Origin of the sequence: Pseudomonas frederiksbergensis, assembly GCF_003732665.1 — a bacterium.
Lineage (GTDB): Bacteria > Pseudomonadota > Gammaproteobacteria > Pseudomonadales > Pseudomonadaceae > Aquipseudomonas > Aquipseudomonas frederiksbergensis_G.
This window is the reverse complement of sequence record NZ_MOBP01000020.1, coordinates 1-24,275: the sequence shown is the minus strand read 5'-3', so window position 1 is coordinate 24,275 and position 24,275 is coordinate 1. Positions and strand designations below refer to the sequence as shown.

Genomic DNA, 24,275 nt, shown 5'->3' with positions numbered 1-24,275 from the left:
CCCCCCCAACCCGACAGTCCACACGGCTTTCGACCCGGGCAGATATTCAAAGGCTCTTCCCTGTTCATTTCAGACCGAGGCAACCATGTCCAAACTTCACTCCCCCGTTAAAGTCGGCCCATTCACCTTCGCCCACCGCGTTGTATTGGCACCCCTGACTCGCATGCGTGCCGAACAAGGCGCTCGTCCTGGCACCTTGATGGCCGAGTACTACGCCCAACGCACCTCCGAAGGTGGTTTTCTGATCGGTGAAGCCACCATCGCCGCCCCCAACGGCAATGGCTATCTCGGTGCTCCGGGCCTGTTCGACGACAGCCAGATCGCTGGCTGGAAACACGTCACCGATGCCGTGCACGCCAAAGGCGGCAAGATCTTCCTGCAGCTTTACCATGCGGGTCGCCAATCCAATGTCGACGTGCAGCCTGAAAACAGCATCCCGGTCGGCCCCTCGGAAATCCTGCACGGCGGCGTCGCTTACACCACCGAAGGCTGGGTCCCCAATACCCCGAACCGCGCCCTGACCCTCGAAGAGATCGCAGCGCAGGTCGAAAACTTCCGCACCGCTGCCGAACGCGGCGTGAAAGCCGGATTTGATGGCGTGGAACTGCATGGCGCCAATGGTTATCTGGTCGACCAGTTCCTGCAGGACAACAGCAACAAGCGCACCGATATCTACGGCGGCTCGTTCGAAAACCGCGCACGCTTCCTGCTGGAAGTAACCAACGCGCTGATTTCGGTCTGGGGTAATGAACGCGTTGCCGTACGCATCGGCCCAAGCGGCACATGGGGTGACATGGGCGACAGCGATCCGGAAGGCCTGTTCAGCTATGTAGCGCAGCAACTGGCACCGCTGAACCTGGCTTATCTGCACCTGATCGAGCCGCGCATCCTGGGCAACATCGAGGACGAAAATGCCAACCCTGCCCCCGTAGCAGCCCAGTTGATTCGCAAGCACTACAAAGGCGTGATCATCGCTGCCGGTGGCTTCAACGGTGAAAACGCAGAAGCCATTCTTCAAGCGGGTGATGCGGATCTGGTCGCCTTCGGTCGCCACTTCATCGCCAACCCGGACTTGCCGGAACGCCTGCGCCACAACCTTGCGCTGAACGCTTACGACCGTCCGACCTTCTTCGGCGGCACCGAAGTGGGTTACACCGACTACGCGTTCTACAAAGAAGAAGCGACTGCATAAAACCACTGAAACAGTCAGACATCAGTTACTGGCTGGTCTTCGCAATGCCCCGGAAATCACCCTCTTTCGACATTGGCGAAGCACCACCCAGTACAGTGTGTAATTTTTACCACGAACATCATAACTTTCTGATTACCTGATCAGAACTTTCACCTTTCCTTATTCAAAACCCAGTTGATACGTAGCCCCATTCTTTTTCATTTGTAGGAATAGTCCTATATCGCTGCTACAGCCCCGTCCGTCCATGCGCCCTCTCAATTAACTGAGCTAAGGTGCGCGCTTTATTCGCGTACGTATGGGACTTGATTATGAACTCCGTTTTTATTGTCGACGATCACCCTGTCATCCGCCTCGCTGTGCGGATGCTGCTGGAGCATGAGGGTTATAAGGTCGTAGGCGAAACCGATAATGGGGTTGATGCCATGCAGATGGTCCGTGAATGCATGCCCGACCTGATCATTCTCGACATCAGTATTCCCAAACTCGATGGTCTGGAAGTTCTCGCTCGTTTCAATGCCATGAGCACACCGCTGAAAACCCTGGTGCTGACGGCTCAATGCCCGACCCTGTTCGGCATCCGCTGCATGCAATCCGGCGCCTCGGGGTATGTGTGCAAACAGGAAGACCTCAGTGAACTGGTCAGCGCCATCAAGGCTGTATTGTCGGGCTACAACTACTTTCCCAGCCAGGCCCTCAACCCCGTGCGCCCGGATGACGAGCGTTATGCAGAACTTGAACTGTTCAAGACCGTCAACGACCGGGAACTGATGGTGCTGCAACTTTTCGCCCAGGGACGTACCAACAAGGAAATTGCCAAAGGCATGTTCCTGAGCAACAAGACTGTCAGCACTTACAAGAAGCGACTCATGCAGAAGCTCAAGGCCAAATCCCTGGTAGCACTCATCGAGATGGCAAAACGTAACGCATTAGTGTGAGGCACAGGATGCGCAGTCGCATAAAGGACTATCTAATACTATTGGCCGCAGGTTTATGCCTGAGCACTTCAGCGTCTGCGGCACATACCGCCGTCGAGAACTATTCCCTGCTCAGTCGCGCAACAGTCGGACACCTGGAAGTCCAACTGGATAAATCACAACGGCAATGGGCCTACAACAAACGCGAATTGATACTCGGTACTTCCGCCCCGGACTACCCGCCTTTTGACATGACCGTCAGTGGCCATGACTATGAAGGCTTCACCGCCGACTATGCCGGGATCCTCGGCCAGGCCATGGGCCTGCCGGTCAGGGTCAAGCGTTTCGCCACCCGCCAGGGCGCCATCGAAGCGCTGGAAACCGGTGCTATCGACCTGCTTGGTACGTCCAACAGCTTCGAAGCACAGAACACCGGCATCGTCCTTTCAGCGCCCTATGCCGTGGATCAACCGGTGCTGGTGACGCGGGAGGGAGAAACCCGCTCACTGAGCGATGGCCTCGCTGGCCTGCGCCTGAGCATGGTCTATCACTATCTGCCACTGGACGAGGTGAAGGCGCTGTACCCCAAAGCGCTCATCGTTGATTACCCCTCCTATCAAAATGCAATCAACGCCGTGGCCTTCGACCAGGCTGACGTGTTTCTCGGCGACACCATTTCCACTCACTACATGATCAACAAGGGTTACCTGAACAACATCCGCATGGCCAATTTCGGTAAACATGAAGCCCATGGTTTCAGTTTCGCGGTACACAAGGACAACCCGCAGTTGCTGCAGATCGTCAACGCGATACTCAACAGCATCCCCACCAGCGAGCGGGAAAACATCGCCAAGCGCTGGAGTGCCGGCAGCGACATTCTCCTCACCGATCACAAGCTGCAACTGACCGACCGCGAGCAGCGTTGGCTGGCGCAACACCCGGTGGTACGGGTGGTGGTCAACGAGGCGTTTGCGCCGCTGACGTTTTTCGACAGCGACGGCAATTTTCGCGGCGTCACCGCCGACCTCCTTGAGCTGATCCGTCTGCGCACCGGCCTGCGCTTCGACATTCAGCGCAGCCGTGGCGATGACCAGATGATCGCCCAGGTCAAAGCCAATCAGGCCGACCTGATCGCGGCCCTGCTCCCCAGCCCCCAGCGCGAGGCCCAACTGAATTTCAGCCGGCCCTACCTGGAAAACTCCTTTGTTTTGCTGACGCGAAAATCCGCCGACAGTGCGACCAACCTTCCGCAACTGGAAGGCAAACGCCTGGCCATCGCCCAGGGCAATCCACTGGTGGACTACCTGCGCAGCACGTTTCCCCGCATCCACCTGATTGAAACGCCAGACACCTTTCACGCCGTGGAATTGCTCGCCGAAGGTCAGGTGGAGGGCGCGGTCAACTCACTGGTGATCGCCAACTACTTTATTTCCTCGCGGATCTTCGAACACAAACTGCAAATCAGCACCACCATCGGCACCCAGCAGGCATTGTTCTCCCTGGCCACGGCGCGGGGTGCCACGGAGCTGAGTTCGATCCTCGACAAGGCGCTGCTGAGCATTGCCCCGGAAGAACTGGGCGTGATCAACAGCCGCTGGCGCGGCTACTCGGCGGCTTCGGAAAAAACCTGGAACAACTTTCATCGCGTGTTCTATCAGATCGTCGCCGGTGCCAGCGTGTTGCTGCTGATTTCCATGGCCTGGAATGCCTGGATGCGACGCCAGATCAACCAGCGCAAGGCCGCCGAGCGCGCCCTGAACGACCAGTTCGAATTCATGCGTTCACTGGTCAATGGCACGCCGCATCCGATCTATGTCCGAGACCGCGAGGGACTGCTGCAAAGCTGCAACGACAGTTATCTGGAAGCATTTCAGGCCAAACGCGAAGAGGTCATCGGCAAAAGCGTCATGCACGGCAAGATGAACAATGCCTTCGAAGCCCGGGAATACCAGGCGGACTATCAACGGGTGGTGGCCGAGGGCACACCGCTGATCCTTGACCGGCCACTGCACATCGGCGGCCGCCGACTGACGATCTATCACTGGATCCTGCCCTACCGGGATTCGAGCGGTGAAGTGCAGGGCATCATCGGCGGCTGGATCGACATCAGTGAACGGCGGCAACTGTTCGACAAGCTGCGGGCCGCCAAAGAACAGGCCGATGAAGCCAACCGGGCCAAAAGTACGTTCCTGGCGACCATGAGCCACGAAATCCGCACGCCGATGAACGCGGTGATCGGCATGCTGGAGCTGACCCTCAGACGCATGGACCAGGATCATCAACATCGCTCGTCCATTGAAACCGCGTACCGCTCGGCCAAGGATTTGCTGGAGCTGATCGGCGACATCCTCGACATCGCCCGCATCGAATCCGGGCGCCTGAGCCTGAGCCCGGAGCGGGTCAACCCCGGTGAAATCGTCGCCTCGGTGGTGCGGATTTTCGATGGCCTGGCCCGGCAGAAAAACCTGCGCCTGCTGCTGGCGTTCAACCCTCCCCGGCCGCCCGTCGATGTCATCCTCGACCCCCTGCGTTTCAAGCAAGTGCTGTCCAATCTGGTCAGCAACGCCATCAAGTTTACGCAAGAGGGCGAGGTGCGAATCATCGTCGATCTGCTGCCGGGCGACGAAGCAGGCCATACGCGAATGCATGTGCAGGTCCGGGACAGCGGGGTCGGTATCAGCGAACAGGATCAGCGACGCTTGTTCGAACCCTTCGCCCAGGCCGACAACACCGGGCAGTTGGCCAGGGGCGGTGCCGGGCTTGGCCTGGTGATCAGTCGCCATTTGTGCGAAACCATGGGCGGCAGCCTGCAACTGAGCAGTCAGCCGGGGGTTGGCACCCAGGTCAGCGTTTCGCTGGACCTGCCGACCCTGCCGCCGGAGCAGTTGCAGGACCCGGTCGAGCCGTGCCTCAAGATCGCCCGCGCGCCCTTGAACGTCCTGGTGGTCGACGATCATCCCGCCAACCGCTTGCTCATGTGCCAGCAACTGGAATACCTCGGGCACCGGTTTACCGGGGCCGACGATGGCCAGGCGGGGCTGGCCATCTGGAAGCATGAGCCATTTGATCTGGTGGTGGTCGATTGCAACATGCCGATCATGAATGGCTACGACCTGGCCCGCGCCATCCGCCAGCAGGAGCAGCAGGAGCAGCGCCCGCCCTGTACCGTCCTGGGCTTTACCGCCAACGCGCAGCCGGAAGAAGTGCAACGCTGCAAGCAGGCCGGGATGAACGACTGCCTGTTCAAACCCCTCAGCCTGACGGCGTTGAGTCAGTGGGTCGAAGGCATCCAGCCGACGGTCCGTGAACAGCCGTTCAACCTGCAAGGCCTCGACCTGCTGACGGGGGGCAATCCGGCGATGGCCCAGCGACTGTTGGCCGAACTGCTGAGCAGCAACCGACTGGATCGTCGGGAATTGCTGGCACTCTTCGAACAAGAGTCCGGGTTCGAAACTCGCCAGGCGCTGCTCGATGTTGCACACAAAATCAAAGGCGCGGCCCGCATCGCCCAGGCCTCCCGATTGATCGAATGCTGCGAGAGTCTGGAACTCGCCTGCCACGACGCGGCGTGCGCCGATGAAGTCGCCAGATGCATCCACGCCATGGACCAGGCCATGCTCGAACTGGAGCGCGCATTCGCGCATCAGATAGACCTCAATGCCAACAGCAAAACGGCGGAGCCTTAACTATGCTTGGACGCTGAGCAGTGCGTTTACCACTATGGAGAGACACGTAATGCCCAGCCCACTGCGCCAGGATCAACGCCGGTTTCCCCTGCACGTCCATATCAGCGTCATGTTCACCTTCCTGCTGTTGCTGACCGGCGTGGTGCTGGGCATTTTCAACTACCACCAAACCACGCAGATCATCCTTTCGAGCAGTGAAAAGCTGTTCAATCGCATCGAGCAGGATGTACGCCTGGACCTGCAGTCCACCTATGAACCGATTCGCCATCTGTTGAGCCTGCTCGCCGACAGCCCGGCTACCCAGGCCCCGGCACTTGAGCAGCGCCTGGCGTTGCTCAAACCGTTCAGCCAGTCACTCAAGGACAACCCCAATCTGGCCTCGCTGTACCTGGGCTACGGCAATGGCGATTTCTTCATGGTTCGCCCGCTGCGCGATAACGCCCTCAAGACATTGCTCAAGGCCCCGGACGCGGCGGCCTATCAGGTCTGGAGCATTGAACGCCATGGCAGCGGCGATCAGCTCGTTTCCCAATCCTTGTTCTACGACCAGGCCCTGAACCTCATCAGCCGCCAGGCCATGACCGACGAAACCTACGACCCACGGACCCGCGCCTGGTTTACCAGTGCCCGGGCGGATGTGGACCAGATCACCACCGAACCCTACATTTTCTTCTCCACCCATAACGTCGGCACCACCCTGGCCCGGCGCAGCGGCGACGGCGCAGTGATGGGCGCCGACCTGACCCTGGCCGAACTGTCGGCGACCCTGGCCAAACATGTCGTCACCCCGAGTACCGAGATCGTCCTGTTCGATGCCCAAGGCAATGCCGTGGCCTATCCGGACAGCAGCAAGCTGATCATCGACGACCAGACCGCCCGTTTGAGCAAAGTCGCCGACCTCAGTCCAGCCCTCGGCGTCCTGCTCAACCATGCACCCACGGGCAATCGCCTGGACGTCGCCGGCCGCCAATGGATCGTCGCCCGCAGCCATATGCAGGAGGGTGGCCCCGAGGGATTGCAAATGGCACTGCTGGTGCCCGAAGACGAATTGCTGGTCGATGCCTATCGCATGCGCTGGCAAGGAGCGTTGATTACCCTGGCCACGTTGCTGCTGTGCCTGCCGATGGGTTGGTTGACGTCGCGCATCCTGGTCAAACCCTTGCGCGCCCTGGTGAATGAGGCCGACGCGATTCGCAGTTTCGATTTCAACTTCCCCGTCAGCCGCCGCTCGCCCGTTTTGGAAGTCGATCAGTTGAGCGTGTCGATGGCGCGGATGAAGGACACCCTCGGCAGCTTTTTCCAAATCACCGACAGCCTGTGCGCCGAAACCCGCTTCGCGCCCTTGCTGCAACGGGTACTGTTCGAAACCGTGAAAATCGCCCAGGCCCAGGCCGGCCTGATCTACCTGCGCGAGAGTGACGGTGATCGCATCGAGCCCCAAGGGCTGGTCATCAACGGCACGTCCCAGCCATTTTCTTCGTTCGACGTTCGAGGCCACGAACTGCAACACCCACACAACCCGTCATGGCTGCAACAATTGGCGAATGCCGACAATGTGGTGGCCAATCTGGGCTACGAACAGGCGGGGGATTTGCAGAAAGTCTTGCTCGCGATGGAAAGCCCGAGGGTGCATCTGATCGGCATTCGCCTGCGCAATCGGCACAACGAAACCGTGGGCCTGCTGATCCTGCTGCTGACCGACAGTGGCAGTCAAAGTGATCTGGAAAAACTGCGGCCGGATCGCATCGCGTTCTTGCAAGCGGTGTCTGGCGCGGCAGCGGTGAGTATCGAAAGCCAGCGTCTGCAAGCCAAGCAAAAACAACTGCTGGACTCGTTCATTCAACTGCTGGCCGGCGCCATCGACGCCAAAAGCCCCTACACCGGCGGCCATTGCCAACGTGTACCGGCCCTGACCCTGATGCTGGCCCAGGCGGCGGCTGCCAGCCAAGCCCCGGCGTTCAGCGGTTACCACCCCACCGAAGATGAGTGGGAAGCCTTGCACATTGCGGCCTGGCTGCACGATTGCGGCAAGGTCACGACCCCCGAATATGTGGTGGATAAAGCCACCAAACTGGAAACCCTGAACGACCGCATACACGAAATCCGCACCCGTTTCGAAGTGCTCAAACGCGATGCCTGGATCAATTACTGGCAGGCCATCGCCCTGGGTGGTGACGAGCAACACCTGGCCGAATTGCGCAACGCCACCCTCGCCGGCCTGGACGATGACTTCACCTTCATTGCCCGCTGCAACCTGGGCGGCGAGGCGATGGCCGAGGCCGATCTCAAGCGTCTGAACCTGATCGCCCAACGCACCTGGACCCGAACCCTGGATGACCGACTGGGGGTGTCCTGGGAAGAAAACCGTCGCCAGGCCCGTACCCCGGCGCCGACGCTGCCGGTCAGTGAACCGCTGCTGGCGGACAAAACCGAGCACCTGCTGGAACGCGCCGAAGGCGAACTGATCCCGGCGGACAATCCCTGGGGCTTCAAGCTCGATGTGCCGCACTACAAATACAATCGCGGCGAGCTCTACAACCTGAGCATTGCCCGAGGCACCCTGACCCGCGAAGAGCGCTACATCATCAACCACCACATGGTGCAGACGATCCTGATGCTCAGCCACCTGCCCTTCCCCGGCCACCTCAACAACGTCGCGGAAATCGCCGGCGGCCACCACGAAAAAATGGACGGCACCGGTTATCCCAAACAGTTGAAGCGCGAAGACATGAGCCTGCCGGCGCGGATGATGGCGATTGCCGACATTTTCGAAGCGCTGACCGCGGCTGATCGCCCGTACAAGAAAGCCAAGTCCTTGAGCGAAGCGCTGGGCATCATGGCGACGATGTGCCGCGACGCCCACATCGACCCTGAGTTGTTCGGACTGTTTATCAACGAACAGGTTTACCGGCAGTACGCCGAGCAGTTCCTCGACCCGAAACAGATCGATGCCGTGGACCCGGCGAGTTTGCTGGCCAAGGCAGGCTTACGCTAACGCCGAAAATCCCTTGTGGGAGCGGGCTTGCTCGCGAAGGCGGTGTATCAGTTAACACACATGGCGACTGACACACCGCCTTCGCGAGCAAGCCCGCTCCCACAGGAATGCATTTCACCTGACAGGAAGCTTTGAAAGGATGATCAGCAATCCGTCAGACGCAGGAAAATCGCCGCCAGTTGCTCGATGCCCGCCTGGTCTTCAACGGTGAAGCGCGCCAGTTTCGGGCTGTCCAGGTCCAGCACGCCGATCAGTCGGCCATCCTTGACCAGCGGCACCACCAGCTCGCTGTTCGACGCGCTGTCGCAGGCAATGTGTCCGGGGAATGCATGCACATCCTCGACCAACTGAGTCTGCAAGGTGGCCGCCGCCGCGCCGCACACGCCGCGACCGAATGGAATCCGTACACAGGCGATCTGGCCCTGGAACGGGCCAAGCACCAGTTCTTCGTTGCGATTGAGGTAGAAACCAGCCCAGTTCAGGTCATCGAGCTGGTTGAACAGAAACGCGGAAAACTGCGCGGCGTTGGCGATGAAATCCCGCTCGTCCGCCAGCAAGGATTCCAGCTGTGCCCACAACATGCCGTAGCCTTCGAGGCCCTGGCCGCTCTTTTGTAAATCGATCATGCCTTATGCTCCAACAACTTGAGACCTACCCAATACCGTGCAAATTGATAGGCACAACGACCATTGCGATTACCCCGGCCAGTGGCCCAACGGACTGCCAGGATGTCCAGTTCTTCGTCGCGCTGCCAGGCCAGGCCGGCCTTGTCCGCCAGTTGCCCGATCCAGTGTTCGACGACATTAAGGAAGTGTTCTTGAGTAAACGGATAAAACGACAGCCACAAACCGAATCGATCCGACAACGCGATCTTGTCTTCCACCGCTTCGCTCGGATGCAGCTCGCCATCGACCCGCTTCCAGTTTTCGTTATCGCTTTCCTTCTCCGGCACCAAGTGACGGCGGTTGGAGGTGGCGTACAGCAGAACGTTGTCCGGCGCCTGTTCCAGGGAGCCGTCGAGCACGCTTTTCAACACGCGGTAATCACCTTCGCCCGACTCGAACGACAGGTCATCGCAGAACAGCACAAAGCGTTGGGACAACCTGGCGATCTGTTCGACGATCCGCGGCAAGTCCGCCAGGTGATCGCGTTCGATCTCGATCAAGCGCAAGCCAGCCTCGTGATGTTCGGCCAGCAATGCGCGCACCAGAGACGATTTACCGGTGCCACGGGAACCCCAGAGCAGCGCGTGGTTGGCCGGCATACCGTCGATGAATTGCTGGGTATTGCGCCCCAGTTGCTCAACCTGGCGGTCGACACCGATCAGGTCGGTCAGGCGCGTCTCAAGGCTGACTTGCAGCGGCAACAGAAAACCGCTGCGGCCCTCGCGCTGCCAGCGCGCGGCCAGGCAATGGGTCCAGTCGATCGTTTGCCGAGGGGCCGGCAGCAGGGGTTCGATACGGGCCAGAACGGCATCGGCGCGTTCAAGAAAAGCATTCAATCGGGAATCCACGTCTTCTCCTCGGGCACGTTTCACAGTAATGATGGCGATACAGCAACTAAACACAGCATTCAACCACCCGCCAGCCCTTGCAAATGCTGGATGCGGGAACATCGGTATCCATGCATGATCGACTATGCTTGAGCAGCGAAGGGAAACGGAAGTGGTTCAACACCCCATGGATATCAAGTTCACCCACCGGCTGTCATACAAGCAGGCCCGGCTCACTGTGCTGGTCGGTTTCATACTGGGCACCTTGCTCAGTCTGGTGCAAATAGGCATCGATTATGCCAGCGAAGACGCCTCCATCAACCGCGAAATACTGTCTTTGCTGGAAATCAGCCATAACCCGGCCTCCCGCATTGCCTACAACATCGACGCCGAGCTCGCCCAGGAACTGACCATGGGCCTGTTGCGTTCGCCGGCGATCATCAGCGCACGACTGACCGACAACAACAATACGGTGCTAGCCAGCGTCAAACGCAAGGGCCAGCAAGACGGCTATCGGGTGATCAGCGACTTCCTGTTCGGCGCCAACCGGCAGTTCGAAGATCGCCTGTTCCTTGACCACTTGCCCGACGAATCCCTGGGCACCTTGCAACTGGAAGTCGACACCTATGCCTTCGGCAGCCGTTTCCTGCGCCGGGCCGAGGTGACGCTGCTCAACGGTTTCGCCCGCAGCCTGATCCTCACTGGCATCCTCCTGGCGCTGTTTTACGTGATGCTGACCAAGCCGTTGGTGCGGGTCATCCGCGAACTCAGCGGCCGTGATCCGCGCAGCGCGGAACCGACGTGGCTGGAATACCCGGCGGGGCATGAACACGATGAAATCGGCGTGCTGGTCAAAGTCGCCAATCAACAGTTCGAAAACATCGCCACCGAAATCCAGCAACGGCGCAACGCGGAAAATCGCCTGACTGACTACCTCGGGCAACTGGAAAACATCGTCTCGGCCCGCACCGCCGAACTCAAGGCGATCAACACCCGGCTCAGCCAATCCAACGAGGAACTGGAAGTTGCCCGCCGGACTGCACTGGACATGGCCGAAGCGCGCTCGGCGTTCCTGGCCAACATGAGCCATGAAATCCGCACACCGCTCAACGGTTTGCTGGGGATGATCGCGCTGTCCCTCGACGGCCCACTGAATGCCGAACAACAGCAACAACTGTCCATTGCCCATGACTCGGGCAAAGTGCTGGTGGAACTGCTCAACGATATTCTCGACCTGTCGAAATTCGATGCCGGGCAACTGGAACTCGAACACATTCCATTCGACCTGGGCTCGCTGATCGAGGACACCGCCAACCTGCTGTCACAGAACGCCGCCCCCAGCGTTGAACTGGCCTGCCTGATCGATCCGCAATTTCCGGCCCTGGTGCTGGGCGACCCGACCCGGGTCCGGCAGATTGTCAGCAACTTGCTGTCCAACGCGCTCAAATTCACCCGTTTCGGGCGGGTCGATGTGCGGCTGTCCACGTTTGAGGATGGCGTGCGCATCGAGGTCTGCGATACCGGTATCGGCATTGCCCAGGACGCCCAGGTCAAGATCTTCCAGCCCTTCACCCAGGCCGGTGCCGGCATCACCCGGCAATTCGGCGGCACCGGGCTGGGCCTGGCCCTGACCTATAACTTGTGCGAGGCCATGCAAGGACGGCTGACGATCAGTTCTGAAGCCGGGTTCGGCAGCCAGTTTTGCGCTGACCTGCCGCTGCCGTGCCACACCCGCGCTATTGCGCCCGCGCCGTTGCAAGGCAAGGTCATCGCGATCACGGCGGCCAGCAGCGGTCTGGCGGAGCTATTGAAAGGTCTGCTGCCGTTATGGGGGCTCGACTATCAGCAGCGTTCCATCGAGGACTCTTTGCTAGGCCTGGAACCGGATGTGTTGATCACCGACTGCCCGGAATGTCTGTTCGGCCTGCGTCCTACGCTGACAGCGCCGATTCTGTTGGTGACGGCTTATGGCAGTTTCATGCCCAGCGAAGAAGCCGCGGCCCTGGCGCCCTTACAGCAACAGGCGCGGCCACTGGCCCGCAATGCGTTGTACCAGACCCTGCGTCGGGTGTTGCAGCCGGAAACCACCACGATCAACGACGCCCGCCTCGACGCCCTCACCCCTCAGCGTCGTGGCCGGGTGTTGCTGGTGGAGGACAATCCGGTCAACCAATTGGTGGCCAAGGGCATGCTCGGCAAACTCGGCTGCGAGGTGATCGTCGCCGCCCACGGCGCGGAAGCCCTGGATCAACTGGAGCTGAGTGAGTTCGATCTGGTACTGATGGACTGCAACATGCCAGTGATGGACGGCTACGAGGCCAGTCGGCACATCCGCCGCAGCGGACGCTGGCCGCAGTTGCCGATTGTCGCCCTGACCGCCAACGCCATGTCCGAAGAACGGGAACGTTGCCGTGCGGCAGGCATGAGCGACTACCTGGCCAAACCCTTCCGCCGGGAAGAATTGGCCGCCCTGCTCGACTTGTGGATACCGACTACGACAGTGCTTTGATCTGCCCCAACAACTGATCGAGACCCTCGCGCAGTTGATTCAGGCGATTGAGGTCAACGCCACTGTCGCAGAGCAGGCGCGCCTTGAGTGGCCCGACCTGCTCGCGCAGTTCTTTGCCGGCTGGCGTCAGGCTCAAGTGCACCTCACGCTCATCCCGGGCCGAACGCTGGCGCTGGACCAATTGCAACTGCTCAAGGCGCTTGAGCAACGGCGTCAGCGTGCCGGAATCCAGCGCCAACCGTTCGCCCAGGGCCTTGACCGTCGGTTGCTCCGGCGCCGCTTCCTGCCATTCCCACAACACCAGCATCGCCAGGTATTGCGGGTACGTCAGGCCGAGCTGATCGAGCATCGGCTTGTAGCCACGAATCACCGCCCGGGAAGCGGCATACAGCTTGAAACACAACTGGCTGTCGAGCTTCAGGGAATCGGCGGACAGGCTGTTCATTTCAGCAGGGCTTCGATCTCGGCGCTCAGGTCCTGCGGCTTGGTGGCCGGGGCGAAGCGCTTGACCAACTGGCCGTCCTTGCCGATCAGGAACTTGGTGAAGTTCCACTTGATGCCTTGGGAGCCGAGCAGGCCCGGTGCGCGTTGTTTCAATTGCACGAACAGCGGATGAGCGTCGGAACCGTTGACGTCGATCTTCTTGAACAGCGGGAAGCTGACACCGTAGTTCAACTCGCAGAACTCGGAAATCGCCCCTTCATTGCCCGGCTCTTGCTTGCCGAACTGGTTGCAGGGAAAGCCAAGCACCACCAGGCCTTGATCCTTGTAGGTCTGCCACAGTTCTTCGAGGCCTTTGTACTGAGGGGTGAAACCGCATTTGCTCGCGGTGTTGACCACCAGCACGGCCTTGCCGGCGAAGTCGGACAGGGTTTTCTGTTCACCTTTGATGGTGGTGACCGGGATGCTCAGCAGGTTGTCGCTCATGGTTGCGGGCTCGGAATGAAGGAACGAGCACTGAACATAGCGAGCAATTGAATTGTGTGCAATTTAATAAATCAATAAAACACCCGCCAATCCCTGTAGGAGCGAAGCTTGCTCGCGAAAGCGTCGGGTCAGTCAACATCGTTGTTGAACGTTAAGACGCCTTCGCGAGCAAGCTTCGCTCCTACAGGGGGGCGCGTTATGTGCGGGGAACCAGGTCCAGGCACACCGAGTTGATGCAATAACGCAAACCGGTCGGTTGCGGGCCGTCCGGGAATACATGGCCAAGGTGCGCGTCGCACTTGGCGCAGACCACTTCGGTGCGGATCATGCCGTGGCTGACGTCACGGATCTCGACCATCGCACTCTCGCCGATCGGCGCATAGAAGCTCGGCCAGCCACAGCCGGAATCAAACTTGGTCTTGGAATCGAACAACGGCTCGTTGCAGCAGACGCAGTGGTAAACGCCGTCAGTCTTGGTGTCGTTGTACTTGCCGGAGAATGGGCGTTCGGTGCCCTTGAGGCGGCAAACGTTGTACTGCTCTGGATCGAGCATCGCCCGCCATTCTTCCAGGGTTTTATCCAACTTTTCCATCGTCACACCTCAGCAGCTGAAAAAGCCCGATCTGTACCTTTTCCACGGATCGGGCGGCACGTATGATTGCGCCTCGTCAAACGCCAGTCTGGCAGCCAGACCCCGCGCATTCAAACGGATTATGAGTGTCGCCATCCCAGGCTCCGGGCCTGGGTGAATACGCAGGATTCCCAGTACGGTAGTTCACACGCCGCCTGGATCGTTCATTTTCGGGAACACATCGCCATGCAGGTCAGCAAATCGAACAAGCTCGCCAACGTCTGCTACGACATTCGCGGCCCAGTGCTCAAGCACGCCAAACGCCTGGAAGAGGAAGGCCATCGCATCCTCAAGCTGAACATCGGCAACCCGGCGCCCTTTGGTTTCGAAGCGCCGGATGAAATCCTCCAGGACGTGATCCGCAACCTGCCGACCGCCCAGGGCTACAGCGATTCCAAGGGCCTGTTCAGCGCCCGCAAAGCGGTGATGCAGTATTACCAGCAGAAGCAGGTCGAAGGCGTCGGCATCGAGGACATCTATCTGGGCAACGGCGTTTCCGAGCTGATCGTGATGTCGATGCAGGCCCTGCTCAACAACGGCGACGAAGTGCTGGTGCCGGCGCCCGACTATCCGCTGTGGACCGCCGCGGTCAGCCTGGCCGGCGGCAACCCGGTGCATTACCTGTGCGATGAAGGCGCCGACTGGTTCCCGGACCTGGCCGACATCAAGGCCAAAATCACCCCGAACACCAAGGCCCTGGTGATCATCAACCCGAATAACCCGACCGGTGCGGTGTATTCCAGGGAAGTGTTGCTGGGCATGCTCGAACTGGCCCGCTCGCACAACCTGGTGGTGTTCTCCGACGAAATCTACGACAAGATTCTCTACGACGACGCCGTACACATCTGCACCGCCTCCCTGGCGCCGGACTTGCTGTGCCTGACCTTCAACGGTCTGTCCAAGTCCTACCGCGTGGCCGGTTTCCGTTCCGGCTGGATCGCCATATCCGGGCCGAAACACCATGCCCAGAGCTACATCGAAGGCATCGACATGCTGGCCAACATGCGCCTGTGTGCCAACGTCCCGAGCCAGCATGCGATCCAGACCGCCCTCGGCGGCTATCAGAGCATCAATGACCTGGTGCTGCCGCAAGGTCGTTTGCTGGAACAACGCAACCGCACCTGGGAATTGCTCAACGACATCCCGGGCGTGAGTTGCGTCAAGCCGATGGGCGCGCTGTATGCGTTCCCGCGCATCGACCCGAAGGTCTGCCCGATCCACAACGACGAGAAGTTCGTGCTCGACCTGCTGCTGTCCGAAAAGCTGCTGGTGGTGCAAGGCACGGCGTTCAACTGGCCGTGGCCTGACCACTTCCGCGTCGTCACCCTGCCCCGGGTCGATGAGCTGGATCAGGCCATCGGCCGGATCGGCAACTTCCTCAAGACTTACCGCCAGTAAGCCTGGGGTCAGCGTGCGACGCCAATCCGGGTCGCACGCTGATTGATTCAGCAACACATCTCTGCACCTTGCCCATTGCCCTTGCCGCCATCGCCGCCTGATGCGCGGTTTTGAGCTCGCGCCTAATAAAGACGGGGGCTGCGCAGGCCTTCGACTGACAAACCCTTCCTGCCTCACCGTAGGAAATGCCCTGCACGCAGCTAAACTGTTGCCGTAGGACACAGTTTGAAATAGTCACCCGGTTGAATAGCACGGTGCAGCACCTTATATACCCCGCAGTACGCTACATCTTTAGCATGAGGAGATTTCTACAACCATGATGCGCATCCTGCTGTTTTTGGCCACTAACCTGGCGGTCGTGCTGATTGCCAGCATCACCCTGAGCCTTTTCGGCTTCAACGGGTTCATGGCGGCCAACGGGGTTGATCTCAACCTCAATCAGCTGCTGATTTTCTGTGCGGTCTTTGGTTTCGCCGGCTCGCTGTTCTCGCTGTTCATCTCCAAGTGGATGGCGAAGATGAGCACCAGCACCCAAATCATCAGCCAGCCGCGCACCCGTCACGAGCAATGGCTGCTGCAAACCGTCGAGCAACTGTCCCGGGAAGCCGGGATCAAGATGCCCGAAGTCGGGATTTTCCCGGCCTACGAGGCCAATGCCTTTGCGACGGGCTGGAACAAGAACGACGCACTGGTCGCGGTCAGCCAGGGTTTGCTCGAGCGGTTCTCGCCGGATGAAGTCAAAGCCGTGCTGGCCCACGAGATCGGCCACGTGGCCAATGGCGACATGGTTACGCTGGCGCTGATCCAGGGCGTGGTGAACACCTTTGTCATGTTCTTCGCACGGATCATCGGCAACTTTGTCGACAAGGTGATCTTCAAGAACGAAGAAGGCCAGGGCATCGCCTACTACGTGGCGACCATCTTCGCCGAACTGGTACTGGGCATTCTCGCCAGCTCGATCGTGATGTGGTTCTCGCGTAAACGCGAGTTCCGCGCTGACGAAGCCGGTGCCCGCCTGGCCGGTACGGGCGCGATGATCGGCGCCCTGCAACGCCTGCGGGCTGAACAGGGGCTGCCGGTGCACATGCCGGACACGTTGAACGCCTTTGGCATCAACGGTGGCATCAAACAGGGGTTCGCCCGCATGTTCATGAGCCACCCGCCGCTGGAAGAACGTATTGACGCGTTGCGTCGTCGGGGCTGATTGGCTTCGTATTAACCGCACCAAATGAAAAGGCCCGCAGAGAATGCGGGCCTTTTTTTTGTCTTCTGATTGATGCTGTGTTCTTCAGGGCCTCTTCGCGAGCAAGCCCGCTCCCACAGGTGATCGAGTTGATTCACAATTTTGTGATCGACACAGATCCAATGTGGGAGCGGGCTTGCTCGCGAAGAGGCCGGCACAACCACCGCAGATCTATCAGCTGAAAACCCGATACACCCGCTCTTCAAGCCGTGTCACGCCGCTCTCGACAAACTTCCAGCTCTCACCCAGAACATCCTGGTCTTCCAGAATTTTCAATTCCCAGGTAGCTCCGAAAAGCCGCTGCACTTCGTCATCCAACACGGCAAACGGTGGCCCTTCCATCTGCGCCTGGTCGTAATCCAGGGTAATCAACACACCCAGAGAATCCTTTGGCAAGATCCGCTTCAGATGCTCGGCGTATTGCTCGCGCATCTTAGGTGGCAAGGCGATCAATGCCGCGCGGTCGTACAGCGCGCTGCAATCGGCGACGTCGCCGGCGGTCAGGGCGAAGAAATCACCGCACCAGATCTCGATTGAACCGGCCCGATAGACGGTGAAAGGCCCTTGATCGCTGACGTCCGGGTCAAACTGGTGCTCGTGGAAAAAGTCCTCCACGGCTTTTTCCGACAGCTCGACGCCCAATACCTCGTGGCCGCATTTGGCCAGCCACAGCAGGTCCAGGCTTTTCCCACAGAGCGGCACCAGTACACGCGCCCCCTCTTCCAGGCCCAGTTGCGGCCAGTACCGTTGCAGATATGGATTCACTTCCGGCAGGTGAAAGCCGATCTGATTCGACGTCCACCGCTTGTGCCAAAACTCCGGCTGCATAATTAATCCCGAAAATTCGATCAAAAGACCCTAAAACTTATATTAGATTTAGATCAATGATCTGACTGAAGATGACGCCATCTTACCCCTCAGGAGCTCTTTCATGTTCCCCAGCCTGTACATATCCCATGGTTCGCCGATGTTGGCACTGGAACCGGGTGCCAGCGGTCCCGCCCTGGCGCGCCTGGCCGCCGAAATGCCGAAGCCCAAAGCCATCGTGATTGTATCTGCGCACTGGGAAAGCAATGAGCTGCTGGTCAGCGGTAACCCGCAGCCTGAAACCTGGCATGACTTCGGCGGCTTCCCGAAGGCGCTGTTCGAAGTGCAGTACCCGGCGCCGGGCGATCCGCAACTGGCGGCAGAGGTTGTCGAGTTGTTGAAAGCCAGTGAACTGCCGGCGCGCATCGATGCAAAGCGTCCGTTCGACCACGGGGTTTGGGTGCCGTTGTCATTAATGTACCCACAGGCGGATATTCCAGTGGTGCAAGTCTCACTGCCAACCCGTGGCGGCCCGGCCCTGCAAACCCGTGTCGGCCATGCCCTGGCCAGCCTGCGCGAGCATGGCGTGTTGCTGATCGGCTCCGGCAGCATTACCCACAACCTGCGCGAACTTGACTGGCATGCCGGCCCGGAGAGCGTCGAACCATGGGCCAAGGCGTTCCGCGACTGGATGATTGAAAAACTTGCGGCCAACGATGAAGCCGCACTGCATGATTATCGCCAGCAGGCACCGAACGCAGTGCGCAACCATCCGAGCGATGAGCATTTGCTGCCGTTGTTCTTTGCTCGCGGGGCTGGGGGTGAGTTCGGGATTGCGCACCAGGGATTCACCATGGGGGCGCTGGGCATGGATATTTACCGTTTCGGCTGACAGATAGACCGAGTCGCGCCCTTCGCGAGCAAGCCCGCTCCCACATTGGAATGCGTTCCCCTGTGGGAGCGGGCTTGCTCGCGAATGAAGGCGACGCGGTCTTCAGACCAGGCCCAAACAGCAGGCAAAAAAAATCCCCGAACCAGTCGGGGATTTTTTATGTTCGATCAATCAGCCCGGGAGCGGATTAATCTTCGCGGTAGCGACGCAGCTTCAACTGCTTGCCAGCAACGCGAGTGTCCTTCAGTTTGGTCAGGAGTTTTTCCAGACCATCTTCCGGCAGCTCGACGAGGCTGAAGCTGTCACGCACCTGGATGCGACCGATTGCTTCGCGAGCCAGGCCACCTTCGTTGAGGATGGCGCCCAGCAGGTTCTTGGCAGCGATGCCATCACGCGCACCCAGCGCGGTACGGCAGCGAGCACGGCCTTCGGCCAATGGAACCGGAGCACGACGCTCACGATCACCACGGTCCGGACGATCACCGGTACGCTCTGGACGATCGCCACGCGGTGCGTTGTTCGGCACCAATGGACGTTCTTTCTCGATCGCAGCCAGGGTCAGCGCCTGAGCGTTAGTGGCCTTGCGCAGCAGCGCAGCGGCCAGGGCACGCGGGGTGCAACCGATGTCAGCGGTCAGGCGATCGAGCAGATCACCGTGAGTCGATTCGGCATCAGCAACCAGTGGCGACAGGCTGTTGGTCAGTTTCTTGATGCGGGCATCAAGAACAGCTTGGGCGTCCGGCAGGCGAACTTCGGCAACCTTTTGACCGGTTACACGCTCGATCACTTGCAGCATGCGGCGCTCACGTGGAGTCACCAGCAACAGTGCACGACCTTCGCGACCGGCACGGCCAGTACGGCCGATACGGTGAACGTAGGATTCCGGGTCGTACGGCATGTCAACGTTGAACACGTGAGTGATGCGCGGAACGTCCAGGCCACGGGCGGCAACGTCGGTCGCCACAACGATGTCCAGACGGCCATCCTTGAGGGATTCGATCACGCGCTCACGTTGGTTCTGAGCAATGTCACCGTTCAGCGCAGCGGCTTTGTAGCCTTTGGCTTCCAGGGCACTGGCCAGGTCCAGGGTCGCTTGCTTGGTGCGCACGAACATGATCAGGGCGTCGAAGTCTTCGACTTCCAGCAAGCTCAATACAGCCGAGGTCTTCTGGTCAGCGTGAACCAACAGGTGAGCCTGTTCGATCGCGGTAACGGTCTGAGTCTTGGTCTGGATCTTCACGTGCTGCGGATCACGCAGGTGACGCTCGGCGATAGCGCGGATCGACTGCGGCAGGGTCGCCGAGAACAATACGGTCTGACGGGTCGGAGGCAAGGCCTTGAAGATAACTTCGAGGTCGTCCATGAAACCCAGTTTGAGCATTTCGTCCGCTTCGTCCAGAACCAGGTGGTTCACGGTCGACAGGACTTTTTCGTCACGACGCAGGTGGTCGCACAGACGGCCCGGAGTGGCGACAACAATCTGTGCGCCATTACGGATTGCTTTCAGTTGTGGGCCCATCGGGGCGCCGCCGTAAACGGCCACAACGGTAACGCCCGGCATTTGCTTGGCGTAGGTTTCGAAAGCGGTTGCTACTTGCAGCGCCAACTCACGGGTTGGCGCCAGGATCAGGGCTTGCGGCTCGCGCTTAGCAGGATCGATGCGATGCAGGATTGGCAGAGCGAACGCGGCGGTTTTACCCGTACCGGTTTGCGCCTGGCCAATCATGTCGTGGCCGGCCATGATGATCGGGATCGATTGCTGCTGAATAGCCGAAGGTTCTTCGTAGCCGGTCGCGATGACGGCTGCAAGAATATTCGGATTAAGATTAAAAGCGGCGAAGCCGCCGGTTTCCTGGGTCATGGGTCTGCCTCTAAGTGCATCCGCAAAGACCCATGCTCCAAAGCTGCGCATGCCGTGTAAGACTCAAGAGTCGCCCTGGCTGCTTTGTCGGCGGGGATTTGCGAAAACGAATGAATGAAAAAGATTCGTCAAGGAAGAGTCCGCTGTGCGGACGTGCAGCCGAAGCTGACTTCGGGGAATTGCGCTACCTAAACGCGGCCCGGTTAAAGGCCGGCGCGCACTATACCGGAATTCGCCCAAAAAGGGAGCATTATTTGTCGGAAAACTGACGTATATACCGTTGTGTCACAGGCTTTGCGGATAATCGTGCAACGGTCTATTTTTCAAAGGCCCGGCCCTGCTGGCGATGGCGCTAAAACGGTTCACCCTGGTGACGCGGACCTTCGGTCTGGCACCCTCTTCCCGCCCGAGGAAATGCCCATGAATCAGACCGTTTCCAGTCGTGTCAGCCGTGAGCGGCGTGGTCATGTGTTGCTACTCGGCCTGGACCGGGTCGCCAAACGCAACGCCTTTGACCTCGATCTGCTCAATGAGCTGAGCCTGGCCTACGGCGAATTCGAAGCCGACAGCGAGGCGCGGGTGGCGGTGGTGTTTGGCCATGGCGAGCATTTCACCGCCGGCCTCGACCTGGTCAACGCCAGCGCTGCCCTCGCCGAAGGCTGGCAAGCACCGCCCGGCGGCTGTGATCCGTGGGGCGTGTTCGCCGGGCCAAGGGTCAGCAAACCAGTGATCGTCGCCGCGCAAGGTTATTGCCTGACCATTGGCATCGAGCTGATGCTCGCCGCAGACATCAACCTGTGCGCCAGCAACACCCGATTTGCCCAGATGGAGGTGCAGCGCGGAATCTTCCCGTTCGGCGGCGCCACCCTGCGCCTGCATCAAGTGGCCGGCTGGGGCAACGCCATGCGCTGGCTGCTGACCGGCGATGAATTCGATGCCCATGACGCGTTGCACCTGGGATTGGTGCAGGAAGTCATGGCCAGTGAAGATTTGCTGCCCCGGGCGATTGAACTGGCGGAACGCATTGCCCGGCAGGCACCGCTGGGGGTGCAGGCTACATTGATGTCGGCCAGGCAGGCACGCTATGAAGGAGAAACCGCGGCGGCGCAGGGGTTGCCGGCGATGGTGAAGAAATTGCTAAACAGCGAGGATGCCAAGGAAGGTGTGCGGTCGATGATCGAGAAACGACCCGGTGTATTCAAAGGGCTTTAAGGGATGTATTGGCAGACAGGGCCTCTTCGCGAGCAAGCCCGCTCCCACAGGTTGAACGGGTTGAATCACAATATTGTGATTGCCACAGGTCCAATGTGGGAGCGGGCTTGCTCGCGAAGGGGCCATCACAGACACCGCATCAAGTCGCCGGCCGAATCGCCTTGATCAACGACAACAACGAATACCCCAACCGCGGCGCCAGCCCTTCGGCCCGGGCGATCAAGCCGTCCATGTCCAGCTCCTGATCCAGCTCCGACGGCACGATCATGATCACGTTGCCCTCCTTCACCGGCAGTTCCCAGTAATGCCGGTGATAGAGCCCGCGAAACAGCGCCGCCCCCAACGGTTTGCCATCATCGGTGGCCCACTGGTTAATCACCAGCCAGCCTCCCGGATTCAAGCGCTTCTGACAGTTTTCCAGAAACCCCCACGCCAGATGCCCGACACCCGGCCCGACATCGGTATAGAGGTCGACGAAAATCAGGTCCGCCGGTTCAGTCGTTTCCAGCAATTCCAGGGCATCGCCGACGCGGATATACAGCCGGGGATCGTCATCCAGCCCCAGGTATTCGATGGCCAGGCGCGGAACGTCGGGACGCAGCTCGATGGCTTCGACGTCTTCCAACGGCAGGAATTTGAGGCAGGCCTGGGTCAGCGTACCGGCGCCGAGGCCTAGGAACAGCGCGCTGTCCGGCTGTTCATGGCACAACGCGCCGATCAGCATGGCCCGGGTGTAGTCGTACTCCAGCCAGCTCGGGTCGGCAGTGAACACGCAGCTTTGCTCGATGGCATCGCCGAATTCGAGAAAACGGTAATCGGCCACTTCCAGCACGCGAATCACGCCGAATTCATCCTGTACCTCGGCGAGCAGATGCTCGACGCGCTCCTCAGTCATTTCGTCTCCTGATTGTTGCCGGGCCTTCTTGGGCAACCAGCAACGCGACACGCCGCAACATAAAGCGGCAAAGGCGCGATTGTCCGCGAAGCGACGGGAACAGGTCACGCACTAATTGCTGATAACATGAGCGCCCGTGCGTAAACACTAGAGACCGTGATGAGCCAACCCTGGAGCCCTGACAGCTGGCGTGCCTTGCCGATCCAGCAACAACCCCGCTACCCCGACGCCGCGCATCTGGCGCATGTCGAGCAAACCCTGGCCAGCTATCCGCCGCTGGTGTTTGCCGGTGAGGCCCGGGAATTGCGCCGTCAGTTTGCCGAAGTGACCCAGGGCCGCGCGTTTCTGTTGCAGGGCGGCGACTGCGCCGAAAGCTTCGCCGAGTTCTCCGCCGCGAAAATCCGCGACACCTTTAAAGTGCTGCTGCAAATGGCCATCGTCATGACCTTCGCTGCCGGTTGCCCGGTGGTCAAGGTCGGGCGCATGGCCGGGCAATTTGCCAAACCCCGCTCGGCCAACGACGAAACCATCGACGGCGTGACCTTGCCCGCCTACCGTGGCGATATCGTCAACGGCATCGGTTTCGACGAAAAAAGCCGCGTGCCGGACCCGGAACGCCTGCTGCAGTCCTATCACCAGTCCACCGCCACCCTGAACCTGTTGCGCGCCTTCGCCCAGGGCGGTTTTGCCGACCTGCATCAAGTGCATAAGTGGAACCTGGACTTCATCGCCAACTCGGCCCTGGCCGAGAAGTACAGCCACCTGGCCGATCGCATCGATGAAACTTTGGCCTTTATGCGCGCCTGCGGCATGGACAGCTCGCCGCAACTGCGCGAAACCAGTTTCTTCACCGCCCACGAAGCGCTGCTGCTGAATTACGAAGAAGCCTTCGTGCGTCGCGACAGCCTGACCAACGACTACTACGACTGCTCGGCCCACATGCTGTGGATCGGCGACCGCACCCGTCAGCTCGATGGCGCGCATGTCGAGTTCCTGCGCGGGGTGAACAACCCGATCGGCGTCAAAGTCGGCCCGAGCATGAATCCTGAGGATTTGATTCGCCTGATCGACGTGCTCAACCCGGACAACGATCCGGGTCGCTTGAACCTGATTGCGCGGATGGGTGCGAACAAGGTCGGCGATCACTTGCCGCAACTGATTCGCGCCGTGGAGCGTGAAGGCAAGAAAGTGCTGTGGAGTTCCGACCCGATGCACGGCAACACGATCAAGGCCAGTAGTGGCTACAAGACCCGCGACTTTGCGCAGATCCTCGGCGAAGTGAAGCAGTTCTTCCAGGTCCACGAAGCGGAAGGCACCTATGCCGGCGGTATCCACATCGAAATGACCGGGCAGAACGTCACCGAGTGCATTGGTGGGGCGCGGCCGATTACTGAAGACGGATTGTCGGATCGGTATCACACCCATTGCGATCCACGGATGAATGCGGATCAGTCGCTGGAATTGGCGTTTCTCATTGCCGAAACATTGAAGCAGGTTCGACGCTAAACCGCGTCGCGTCCTTCGCGAGCAAGCCCGCTCCCACATTGGGAATGCGTTCCCCCTGTGGGAGCGGGCTTGCTCGGGTAGAAACCGGGGACATCCTTTACGTTTTAAACCGGAG

At 59.8% G+C, this 24,275-nt stretch carries 18 protein-coding genes; 10 read left to right on the top strand and 8 right to left on the bottom strand.

Going from position 1 to position 24,275, the window contains the following annotated elements; all coding sequences use genetic code 11:
• Window positions 1-85 precede the first annotated feature (85 nt).
• From BK665_RS26325 to BK665_RS26310, 4 genes are all read left to right on the top strand, one after another.
• Complete coding sequence (locus BK665_RS26325; protein ID WP_123409462.1) at window positions 86-1,192, top strand: alkene reductase; 1,107 nt, start codon at window positions 86-88, stop codon at window positions 1,190-1,192.
• A gap of 308 nt (window positions 1,193-1,500) precedes the next feature.
• Window positions 1,501-2,127, top strand: a complete 627-nt coding sequence (locus BK665_RS26320; protein ID WP_123409461.1) for a response regulator transcription factor — start codon at window positions 1,501-1,503, stop codon at window positions 2,125-2,127.
• 8 nt (window positions 2,128-2,135) lie between these two features.
• The gene (locus tag BK665_RS26315) at window positions 2,136-5,792 is read left to right on the top strand and encodes a transporter substrate-binding domain-containing protein (protein ID WP_123409460.1); all 3,657 of its coding nucleotides are present in this window, start codon (window positions 2,136-2,138) and stop codon (window positions 5,790-5,792) included.
• 49 nt (window positions 5,793-5,841) lie between these two features.
• Window positions 5,842-8,787, top strand: a complete 2,946-nt coding sequence (locus tag BK665_RS26310) for an HD domain-containing phosphohydrolase (protein WP_123409459.1) — start codon at window positions 5,842-5,844, stop codon at window positions 8,785-8,787.
• A gap of 143 nt (window positions 8,788-8,930) precedes the next feature.
• Here the strand turns inward: BK665_RS26310 and msrC are convergent, their stop codons facing one another.
• Window positions 8,931-9,413, bottom strand: coding sequence for a free L-methionine (R)-S-oxide reductase MsrC (gene msrC, locus BK665_RS26300; RefSeq protein ID WP_074878818.1), 483 nt, complete (start codon window positions 9,411-9,413; stop codon window positions 8,931-8,933).
• A complete protein-coding gene (locus BK665_RS26295; protein WP_123409458.1) occupies window positions 9,410-10,300 on the bottom strand; it encodes an ATP-binding protein in 891 nt (296 codons plus the stop codon). Before BK665_RS26295 ends, msrC begins: the two co-directional genes overlap by 4 nt.
• Window positions 10,301-10,466: 166 nt before the next feature.
• Here BK665_RS26295 and BK665_RS26290 point away from each other — a divergent pair, with 166 nt between their 5' ends.
• On the top strand, window positions 10,467-12,788 hold the full coding sequence (locus BK665_RS26290) for a hybrid sensor histidine kinase/response regulator (RefSeq protein WP_123409457.1): 2,322 nt from the start codon (window positions 10,467-10,469) through the stop codon (window positions 12,786-12,788).
• Here the strand turns inward: BK665_RS26290 and BK665_RS26285 are convergent.
• From BK665_RS26285 to msrB, 3 genes are all read right to left on the bottom strand, one after another.
• Window positions 12,772-13,233, bottom strand: a complete 462-nt coding sequence (locus BK665_RS26285) for a MarR family winged helix-turn-helix transcriptional regulator (RefSeq protein WP_123409456.1) — start codon at window positions 13,231-13,233, stop codon at window positions 12,772-12,774. The two genes, BK665_RS26290 and BK665_RS26285, sit on opposite strands and share 17 nt — an antisense overlap.
• Window positions 13,230-13,715 carry a glutathione peroxidase gene (locus tag BK665_RS26280; RefSeq protein ID WP_123409455.1) on the bottom strand — a complete coding sequence of 162 codons (486 nt, stop codon included), beginning with the start codon at window positions 13,713-13,715 and terminating at the stop codon, window positions 13,230-13,232. Before BK665_RS26280 ends, BK665_RS26285 begins: the two co-directional genes overlap by 4 nt.
• Before the next feature lie 196 nt (window positions 13,716-13,911).
• Window positions 13,912-14,307: a peptide-methionine (R)-S-oxide reductase MsrB gene (gene msrB / locus BK665_RS26275; RefSeq protein ID WP_123409454.1), complete on the bottom strand. Its 396-nt coding sequence runs from the start codon at window positions 14,305-14,307 to the stop codon at window positions 13,912-13,914.
• A gap of 225 nt (window positions 14,308-14,532) precedes the next feature.
• On the opposite strand from msrB, the gene BK665_RS26270 reads away from it, so the two are divergent.
• Window positions 14,533-15,744, top strand: coding sequence for a pyridoxal phosphate-dependent aminotransferase (locus tag BK665_RS26270; RefSeq protein WP_123409453.1), 1,212 nt, complete (start codon window positions 14,533-14,535; stop codon window positions 15,742-15,744).
• Between the two features lie 316 nt (window positions 15,745-16,060).
• Window positions 16,061-16,948, top strand: a complete 888-nt coding sequence (gene htpX / locus BK665_RS26265) for a protease HtpX (RefSeq protein WP_123409452.1) — start codon at window positions 16,061-16,063, stop codon at window positions 16,946-16,948.
• A gap of 213 nt (window positions 16,949-17,161) precedes the next feature.
• Here htpX and BK665_RS26260 read toward each other — a convergent pair whose 3' ends face one another.
• Window positions 17,162-17,815, bottom strand: coding sequence for a thiopurine S-methyltransferase (locus tag BK665_RS26260; protein ID WP_123409451.1), 654 nt, complete (start codon window positions 17,813-17,815; stop codon window positions 17,162-17,164).
• 103 nt (window positions 17,816-17,918) lie between these two features.
• Between BK665_RS26260 and BK665_RS26255 the strand changes: the two genes are divergently transcribed.
• On the top strand, window positions 17,919-18,686 hold the full coding sequence (locus tag BK665_RS26255) for a DODA-type extradiol aromatic ring-opening family dioxygenase (RefSeq protein WP_123409450.1): 768 nt from the start codon (window positions 17,919-17,921) through the stop codon (window positions 18,684-18,686).
• Window positions 18,687-18,873: 187 nt separating this feature from the next.
• Here the strand turns inward: BK665_RS26255 and BK665_RS26245 are convergent, their stop codons facing one another.
• Complete coding sequence (locus BK665_RS26245) at window positions 18,874-20,547, bottom strand: DEAD/DEAH box helicase (protein ID WP_054052043.1); 1,674 nt, start codon at window positions 20,545-20,547, stop codon at window positions 18,874-18,876.
• Between the two features lie 420 nt (window positions 20,548-20,967).
• On the opposite strand from BK665_RS26245, the gene BK665_RS26235 reads away from it, so the two are divergent.
• Window positions 20,968-21,759, top strand: coding sequence for a crotonase/enoyl-CoA hydratase family protein (locus BK665_RS26235; RefSeq protein WP_123409448.1), 792 nt, complete (start codon window positions 20,968-20,970; stop codon window positions 21,757-21,759).
• A 139-nt stretch (window positions 21,760-21,898) separates the two neighbouring features.
• Here the strand turns inward: BK665_RS26235 and BK665_RS26230 are convergent, their stop codons facing one another.
• A complete protein-coding gene (locus BK665_RS26230; RefSeq protein ID WP_123409447.1) occupies window positions 21,899-22,654 on the bottom strand; it encodes a spermidine synthase in 756 nt (251 codons plus the stop codon).
• Between the two features lie 159 nt (window positions 22,655-22,813).
• Here BK665_RS26230 and BK665_RS26225 point away from each other — a divergent pair, with 159 nt between their 5' ends.
• On the top strand, window positions 22,814-24,160 hold the full coding sequence (locus BK665_RS26225; protein WP_123409446.1) for a class II 3-deoxy-7-phosphoheptulonate synthase: 1,347 nt from the start codon (window positions 22,814-22,816) through the stop codon (window positions 24,158-24,160).
• Window positions 24,161-24,275 lie beyond the last annotated feature (115 nt).